The organism is Microbispora sp. CSR-4, from assembly GCF_008033685.1.
GTDB lineage: Bacteria > Actinomycetota > Actinomycetes > Streptosporangiales > Streptosporangiaceae > Microbispora.
The window spans coordinates 63868-71761 of the sequence record NZ_VJVX01000047.1; the positions used below are offsets into that span (position 1 = coordinate 63868).

Sequence of the window (7894 nt, forward strand, 5' to 3'; positions counted from 1 at the left end):
AATGCTCGAATGGGTGGCGGCGGCGGTCGCGGCGGGCGGAACCGCGGGGGTGCAGGCCGCGGGCACCGACGCGTGGGCGATCGTACGGCAGCGGACGGCGCGGTTGCTCAGCCGCGACGATCCCGAACGCGAGCGTACGGAGCTGATGCGGCTGGACCAGACCGCGACCGATCTCGCCTCGCTCCCCCCGGGCGACGCCGCGCTCGTACGGGCCAGGCAGGAGGCGGCCTGGGCGGCCCGGTTCGAGATGCTGCTGGAGAGTCTCGGCGAGGCCGAGCGTGAACGGGTGGCCCGCGAACTGAACGACCTCGCCGACCAGGCCCGCCAGGCATCGGCGGGAGGAGTGTCGGGGAACGTCTTCCGTGGACCGACCGCGTTCCAGGTCGGCGACAACAACCGTCAGGACAACCACTTCGGGCCGACGCCATGACCCGCGACCCCGAATCAGGAAAAGACGGGTCAACAAAAAACGACGCAGCAACGAAAAAGGACGGAGTAACGGGAAACGTCTTCCACGGCCCGGCGCCTTTCCAGCTCGGGGATCGCAACGTCCAGATCAACCACATTCACCAGGCGCCGCCGCAGCGCCGCCCGCTGGTCCTCACCGGTGCGGCGGTCACGACCCGGCACGAGCTGGCCGCCGCCATCCGCCGCGACTGGGCTGCCGCGAGGCGTCAGTTCTTCGAGCGCGCGGCCACGGCCGGCGCGCCCTCCGACGGCTGGCTCGGCCTTCTCTCCTGGCTGCGTGAGCTCGACGGTCTCACCGCCGAGGACCTGACCACCCAGATCGAGCTCATCGACCATCGGCTCCGCGACCAGGCTCTCCCGGCCGACCTGAAACTGCTTCACCTGCTGGGCTGGCTCGATCCGGCGGGAGAGGCCGTATGGCGAGGGACGCCGGTGACGGTGGAGGCGCTGTCCGAGGCGCTCAGGATCGGCCGCATCCGCGAAAGCGGCCCCGAGTGGGAGCTCTACCGCGATCTCTGCGAGGGTGGCCTGCTGGACGCCCTCGCCAGGTTCACGGTGCTGAGCGCGCTGCGCGGGACCCAGCAGGCGTGGAACGAGGTCTGGGAGTCGTGGCGGCGGCTGGCCGCCAGGATTCCCGGGCTGCCGTCCGAAGCCCGCGAATGGGCCGGGAGCGGGGCACGCGGGCTGCTGCTGGCGGCCCTCCTGCCCTACCCGCAGACCACGGTGTGGTTGCGCGCCGCCTGCGAGCACGTGCCGCCGCCCGCCACCGGTGAGATCGAGTGGTACGACTGGCTGCGCGAGCGGGACGGCGGCCCGGACACCCCCATCGGGTGGCTCGTACGCACCGACTTCACCGCTTACGCCGCCGCGCAGGCGGAAGCGATACGGCGGCAGGCGGCGGCCGACCTGCAGAACCAGCGGATGGCGGCCGTGCTGGATCACGCCGCCGCGCTGCGCGACCGCGATTGGGCCGACTACGAGCGCCGGCGGCTCTCGCCCACGGCCCGGTTGGAGGCGGTCGGCCGCGCGACGCTGTGGCTCGGAGCCTGGGGCGCCGCCACGATCCCGGTGCCCTGGGTCATCTGGGGGTGGGCCGAGCCGGACATCGCCGCGACGGTGTCCTGGTATCTCGTCGCGCTGACCCTGGCGGCGTACGCGGGCTGGGTGCCACAGGTCCTGCGACTCGGCGCGGCGTATCGGCCTCCGCTGCACCGCGTGCGGGAGTGGGCCGAGGAAGCCAGGGCCGACCGCGGAAGCGTGCGGAGGGGTCTCATCAGAGCAGGCAGCGTGGCCGGAGCCGTCCTGATCCTGGGCGTGCTCGTTCACGATGTCGGCGTCGTCGTGACGACGATCCTCGTCGTGCCCCTGCTGGCCGTGGCGTTCCATTTCGCCCGCATCGGGGCGCTGCACGACTGGGCGGACGAGCATCGGGAACGGCTGCGGGACTACCGGTCCGGGCGGCCCGACGCGGGCGGCATCCCGCAGAGCATCATCCAGGGCGTCCGGTCGCCGTCGCCCGGAGTCCGGGCCGACGCCTACCGGGAGTTCCTCCGGCAGTTCACCGGCCTCGGCCACAGCGGGCAGGACGAGGGCCGGGACAACGGCCGTCGCGACCGCTGACCGGGCGCGCCGCCGAGATTCCGCGCTCCGCGTCCGATAGCGAAAGCGTCGCCCATTTTCGCGTCAGGCCCTGGAGGAACGCGGTCTCTGTGAGCCGTCGGCCGCGACCGGGACATCGCGCAGCGACAGAGCGCTCGGCGGAGGCAGGGGCCGGTGAGCCGCCTCGGCGCGGAACGACTGCAGCAGGTACGCCACCAGGCGCCGGGACGCGGCAGTGTCGTGCGGCAGCGCGGTGACCAGACCACAGTGGGACAACAGGGCCACGATGAGGTCGGAAGGGTGGAAGTCGGCCCGCAGCGCGCCCGCCGCCTGGGCTCTGCGGACCAGGGTCGTGAGGTCGCGCTCGGTCCGTTCCCGAGCCTGCGCGTGTCCCGCCGTGCTGTCCGGAAAGGCCGCGACGAACGCGGCGGGGAAGCCGCGCTCCTCCCGCTGGAGTTCGCAGACCGTCTCGAACAACCGCTGGAAGCCCCTCCAGGGGTCGGGGTCGGCCAGCGCCTCGGTGAGCGCCCGGGCGCAGGTCTGCATCTGGTGCGCGAACGCGGCCCGCACCAGCGCGTCGCGGGTCGGGAAACGCCGGTAAAGCGTCGCCACGCCGACTCCGGCCCTCCGGGCGACGGCCGCCATGGGCGCGTCGATCCCGTGCTCGGCGAAGACCTCGCGGGCGGCGACGAGGATGCGCCCCCGGTTGCGCCGGGCGTCGGCCCGCATCCGCTGGCCCGCGATCCGAGAGGAATCCTCCACCACTGTTTCTCACTTCCGATGTAAGCGGACGATGCCGTCCACATAGAAGCCTACGCTCGGGCCCGATGCCCGCACGGCCACCGACGGCGAAGGTGAGAGCGATGGACGACCACACGATGAGAGCGGTGCTGTTCGACCGATACGGCGGTCCCGAGGTGCTGTACGTGAGCCGGGTGCCGCGCCCGGAGCCGGCGCCCGGCGAGGTGCTCGTGCGGGTGCGCGCGTTCAGCGTGAACGGCGGAGAAACGGCCGCCCGTTCCGGCAAGGTCCGTCTCCTCACCGGACGGAAGTTCCCGCAACGCATGGGGTTGGACCTCACCGGCGAGGTCGCCGCGCTCGGCGCCGGCGTGGCGGACTTCGTGGTCGGCGACCGGGTGTGGGGTGTCGTGGGCCGCACCGGATTCGGCAGCGCCGCCGAGTATGTGGCGGTCCGGGCCGAGCGGCTCGGCCGCGTCCCGGACGGACTCGATCTGGTGGAGGCCGCCGCGCTGCCGGTGGCGACCACGGCCATCACGGCGCTGCGCGACAAGGCCCGGCTGCGCCCCGGCGAACGACTGCTCGTACGCGGCGCCGCGGGCGGTGTCGGCAACGCCGCCGTCCAGCTCGGACGGGCCTACGGCGCCGAGGTCACTGCCCTGGCCCGCGCCGCCAACCTCGACTTCGTCCGTACGCTCGGCGCCCATCACGTCGTCGACCACCGGACCGTCACGCCGGGCGAACTGGGCCTGTTCGACGTGGTCCTCGACACCGCGGGCACCGACCTGCGGGCCTTCCGGCGCCTGCTGAGGCCCGGCGGGCGTATGGTCACCATCGCCTTCGACCTGACGCGGCCCGCCGCTTCACTCGGCTATCTCGCCGCCAGCGCCGTGCACGGACGCGGCCGGGTGCGCTTCTTCAGCGGCAACCCCACGCGGGCGCTCTTTGACGACCTCGCCCGTGAGGTGGCGGAGGGGAGACTGCGCCCCGCGGTGGACCGGTGCTTCCCGCTGGAGGAGACGGCGGCGGCCCACCGCGCGCTGGAGGCGGGCGGGGTGCGGGGCAAATACGTCGTCAGGGTCGACTGACGGCACCGCGCCGGCTCATCTGTCCGCCGCACTTCTCGGCCTCACATTTCGCCGGTGCCGGCCTTGCGGAGGCGGGCGCGTACGGTGCGCCGCACGAGCGGGCCCATGTCCTCCAGTACGCCGACCAGGCCGGCGAGCTGCTCCAGGCTGTCGAACGCGCGCTCCGCGCCGTCGCGGTCGACGCCGTCGTACAGTTCGAGGCCGACGAAGGCCGCCGCGGTGGCGCGGGCGAGCCCGGCGACGTCCACGAACTCCGCGAGCGGGCTACCGGCCAGCACGCGGCCGAGGACCTCCTCGATCTCGGTGACCCACATGCCGAGGCCGTCAGCCGTGGCGGGGGCGAGCCTGCCGTCCATCTGGCTGCCCGCGAGCATCTGGGCGAGCACGGCGAGGTTGCCGGTCTCGCGCTCCTCGGCGTGCAGCGCACGGCCGAGGTCGAGCAGTTCGCGCAGGGAGGTCACGGCCGCGAACCGGGCCCGATAGACGGCCACCCGCTGCTCGGAGCCGTACCGCAGGGCCGCGGCGAGGAGGTCGTCGACCGTGCCGAAGTGATAGAAGACGAGCGCCTGGTTCACCCCGGCGGCGGTGGCGATCGCCCGCGCCGAGGCCCCCGCGATGCCCTGGGTGCGCAACGTCTCCAGGGCGCCTTCGAGCAGCCGTGTGCGGGTGTCGGCCATCGTCTCCCCCTTCGTTCCTGTTTCGCGGCTTCACCGTAGTGGCAGGCGTCCGGCGATGGCCCGCCCGGCGGCGGTCATAAGATCCGAAGTGACCTTCCCGGACATCCCAGCGGGGGCGATGTGTACGGCGGCAGCGAGGCGGACGGCTTACCCGGGCAGCATGAGTCCGGCCTGCGAGCAGGCGACCCGCACCAGGTGGGGCCTTACCGGCTGCTGCGCAGGCTGGGCGAGGGCGGCATGGGCACCGTCTATCTGGGCGAGGCGCCGGACGGCACGCGCGTGGCGGTCAAGCTGCTCCATCACTCCATCGCCGCCGACCCCGGCTTCCGCCGCCGCTTCCGCCGGGAGGTGGAGGCCGCCAAACGCGTCGCCCGCTTCTGCACCGCCGCCGTCCTCGACGCCCAGATGGACGGCGAGACCGCCTACCTGGTCACCGAATACGTCCCCGGCCCAACCCTCCGGGAGGCCGTCGTACGCGACGGGCCGCTGCGCGGCTCCAGCCTGGAAGGACTCGCGGTCAGCATCGCGACCGCCCTGCGGGCCATCCACGCCGCCGGGATCATCCACCGCGACCTCAAGCCCGGCAACGTCCTGCTCTCCCCCGTCGGCCCCAAGGTCATCGACTTCGGCGTCGCCCACCTGACCGACATGACCGGACAGATGAGCAGCGCGGTCGTCGGCACGCCGTCGTTCATGTCCCCCGAACAGTTCGAGGGCGGCCCCCTCACCCCCGCCTCCGACGTCTTCGCCTGGGCGAGCACGATCGCGTACGCGGGCACGGGCCGCGCCCCCTTCGGCAACGGATCGCTCCCCGTCGTGCTCAACCGGGTCATCAACGGGGAACCCGACCTGACCGGCCTCGACGGGCCGCTGGGCACACTCGTCGCCCGCGCCCTGGCCAAGAACCCCGCCGAGCGACCGACCATGCAGGACATTCTCGACACGCTCGTCGGCTCCGCGGCGCCCGCGACCGTGCCCGGGGGTGGTAGGAGACGCCGCCACAGGCTGGCGATGGGGATCGGGGCGGGGGCCGTCGCCCTGGCCGCGGCGGCGGCTGCGGTGTGGCTGGGCACCTCGCCGGGCTCGCCCTCGTCGTCCGGCCCGTCCGCCACCTCCGTGGCCGCCGCTCTCCCGTCCGGATCCCCCGCTCACCCGACTGCTTCCCCCGCTCTCCCGTCCGCTTCCGCCGCAGGCGCCGCCGGCAATCCGCTGCGCGAGCCCGGCGTACGGTTCGCCTACAGGAAGGAGCCCGACCCGCAGCGCCAGGCGGAGATCTGGGAGGCGCAGGGCAGGAAGGCCGACGCCGCGCTGATGCGCGCCCTGGCCGCGGTGCCGCATTCCGTGCAGCTGAACATGCCGCTCGCCGAGGTGAAGGACACCGTCACGTCCACCATGCGGCTCGCCGCGGCCCACGACGCGACACCGGTGTTCATGACGGACTACATCCCTCTGGCGGACTGCTCCCGTCGCGGGGCGCCGGACGAGCGGACGTACCGGCACTGGATCGACCAGGTCGCGACCGGCATCGGCGCGGGCCGGGCGGTGGTCGTGCTCGAACCCAACAGCCTGACCAAGGTGCCCGGCACCGACGGCTGCGATGAGGGCGGCGCGGCGGGGACCGCCGAGCGCTACCGCGAGCTCGGCTACGCGGTGGACCGCCTGGGGAAGCTGCCGCACACGGCCGTGTATCTCGACGGCGGCATCCAGGGCTGGCCCGAGTCCGTCACCATCATGGCCGACCGGCTCGTCAAGGCCGCCGTAGCGCGGGCCGACGGCTTCTACCTGAACAGCTCGGACTTCCAGCACACCGACACCCTCCTCCCGTACGGCGAAAAGCTCTCCCGCTGCGTCCACGTGGTGAGCGCCAAGGGCGGCACCTGTACGGACGCCGAGATCGCCGCCGTGCCGGCCGACGCGCCGCTGACCCACTTCGTCATCGACACCAGCCGCAACGGCAAGGGCGTGTGGGACGCGCCCGAGGGCAAGTACGCCGACCCGCAGCCGTGGTGCAACCCGCCAGGGCGGGGCGTCGGCCTCCGCCCGACCACCGACACCGGCGACGAGCTGGCCGACGCGTTCCTGTGGATCCGCCACCCCGGAGACTCCAACGGCCGGTGCCTGCGGGGCGGCCCCGGGCCGGAGGATCCGGTGTATCACCAGGTGGCCCCCGTCGGCGGCACCTGGTGGCCGGCCCTCGCCCTCGACCGCGCCCGCAACGCCGTCCCGCCGCTGCGTTGACGTCAAAGGCGCGCCTCTTCGCGTACAGGTTTGATCGTGGCGGGCACGCCGTGCTCGGTGACGTCGACATATCGGGCCGTGAACGCGCCCCAATAGCCGAACATGGGCCCCAGCCGGGGGTGCGACACCGTGACCCCGATGCGGAACTCCCCCGCCTCGTCGTCGTACGACTCCCTGACGACGGCCGTTCCCGTGACCGCTCCGGGGAGGCGGCAGGAGAGCCTGCCCTCGTGCAGGCGGAACTCACCGGAGCGGATGACGAGACCCCCGTGCTCGTCCACCTGGAAGTCCAGGTCCACGGCCAGATGCTGGTGCGAGCCCAGATAGTCGACGATGCCCCTGATGGGGTCGAACACCATCTGGGCGTCGAACCGCCTGCGGCGGCCGGGCAGCTCGAAGACGCGGACGAAGCTGACCGTCTCCCGCCCGTACGAGTCGACGTACGGGTAGTTCTCGATGGTGAACGGCACCTGCCGGCCCTGCTCGGGGACCAGGATGTTGCGGGTCCCGCCGATGGCGAGGAACGGCCGGGTGAAGCCCGCATGCCAGATGTGGTCCATCACCCCCGCGCCCACGCAGGCCCGCCCGTCGGCGACGCTCACACCGAAGCGTCGTTGCAGTTGCGGGTGCAGACGGGCGAAATCGGAGCCCAGGGCACGTTCGAAAATCGAGGTCATAGCGTCTCCATCAGGGGGTGCGGGGCTGTCGCCGCCTGCCGGTCGGGCGGACGGCGCAGGCATCGCCGGGCCGCCGGGGTCGACGGAAGCGGCGGCAGGAGTGCGGCCGCCGCTCCGATCAGGCAGGCGACGGCCGCCGGGGTTGTGGCGATGGCGATCGCGGTCGTGAGGGTGCGCAGGCAGACCTCGGCGAGCGCCTGCCACAGGGAGCGCTCCGGCGTCTGGCCGGTCTCCAGCCAGAGGCGCAGCCGATCGAAGGACCAGGCCGTCGCCCAGCCGATGAGCGGCCGGAAGACGAGGTCGACGGCATTGAACCACTCCGACTTTCGTGGAGGCCCTGAAGCCAGCATCATCTGCTGGCGGAAGGGAGAATCACGTCACGATGCCAGCCCCGAGGAAGTATCCCCAA

The 7894-nt window shown here is 72.8% G+C and carries 8 protein-coding genes; 4 read left to right on the plus strand and 4 right to left on the minus strand.

From position 1 onward, the window contains the following. Position 1 precedes the first annotated feature (1 nt). Together FLV34_RS28850 and FLV34_RS28855 are read left to right on the plus strand one after the other, a co-directional pair. Positions 2–430: a hypothetical protein gene (locus tag FLV34_RS28850; protein ID WP_147944588.1), complete on the plus strand. Its 429-nt coding sequence runs from the start codon at positions 2–4 to the stop codon at positions 428–430. Next, positions 427–2088 carry a hypothetical protein gene (locus FLV34_RS28855; protein WP_147944589.1) on the plus strand — a complete coding sequence of 554 codons (1662 nt, stop codon included), beginning with the start codon at positions 427–429 and terminating at the stop codon, positions 2086–2088. Before FLV34_RS28850 ends, FLV34_RS28855 begins: the two co-directional genes overlap by 4 nt. A gap of 63 nt (positions 2089–2151) precedes the next feature. On the opposite strand, the gene FLV34_RS28860 is transcribed toward FLV34_RS28855, so the two are convergent. After that, a complete protein-coding gene (locus tag FLV34_RS28860; RefSeq protein WP_147944590.1) occupies positions 2152–2829 on the minus strand; it encodes a TetR/AcrR family transcriptional regulator in 678 nt (225 codons plus the stop codon). A 101-nt stretch (positions 2830–2930) separates the two neighbouring features. Here FLV34_RS28860 and FLV34_RS28865 point away from each other — a divergent pair, with 101 nt between their 5' ends. Further along, positions 2931–3893, plus strand: coding sequence for an NAD(P)-dependent alcohol dehydrogenase (locus tag FLV34_RS28865; protein WP_147944591.1), 963 nt, complete (start codon positions 2931–2933; stop codon positions 3891–3893). A 41-nt stretch (positions 3894–3934) separates the two neighbouring features. Here FLV34_RS28865 and FLV34_RS28870 read toward each other — a convergent pair whose 3' ends face one another. Next, on the minus strand, positions 3935–4570 hold the full coding sequence (locus FLV34_RS28870; protein WP_147944592.1) for a TetR/AcrR family transcriptional regulator: 636 nt from the start codon (positions 4568–4570) through the stop codon (positions 3935–3937). A 120-nt stretch (positions 4571–4690) separates the two neighbouring features. Between FLV34_RS28870 and FLV34_RS28875 the strand changes: the two genes are divergently transcribed. After that, positions 4691–6808, plus strand: a complete 2118-nt coding sequence (locus tag FLV34_RS28875) for a glycoside hydrolase family 6 protein (protein WP_147944593.1) — start codon at positions 4691–4693, stop codon at positions 6806–6808. A gap of 2 nt (positions 6809–6810) precedes the next feature. Here FLV34_RS28875 and FLV34_RS28880 read toward each other — a convergent pair whose 3' ends face one another. Further along, entirely contained in the window at positions 6811–7485 is a 675-nt protein-coding gene (locus FLV34_RS28880) for a DUF4166 domain-containing protein (RefSeq protein ID WP_147944594.1), read from the minus strand. Next, positions 7482–7838, minus strand: coding sequence for a hypothetical protein (locus FLV34_RS28885; RefSeq protein ID WP_147944595.1), 357 nt, complete (start codon positions 7836–7838; stop codon positions 7482–7484). The genes FLV34_RS28880 and FLV34_RS28885 overlap by 4 nt, the downstream gene beginning before the upstream one ends. Positions 7839–7894: the final 56 nt, after the last annotated feature.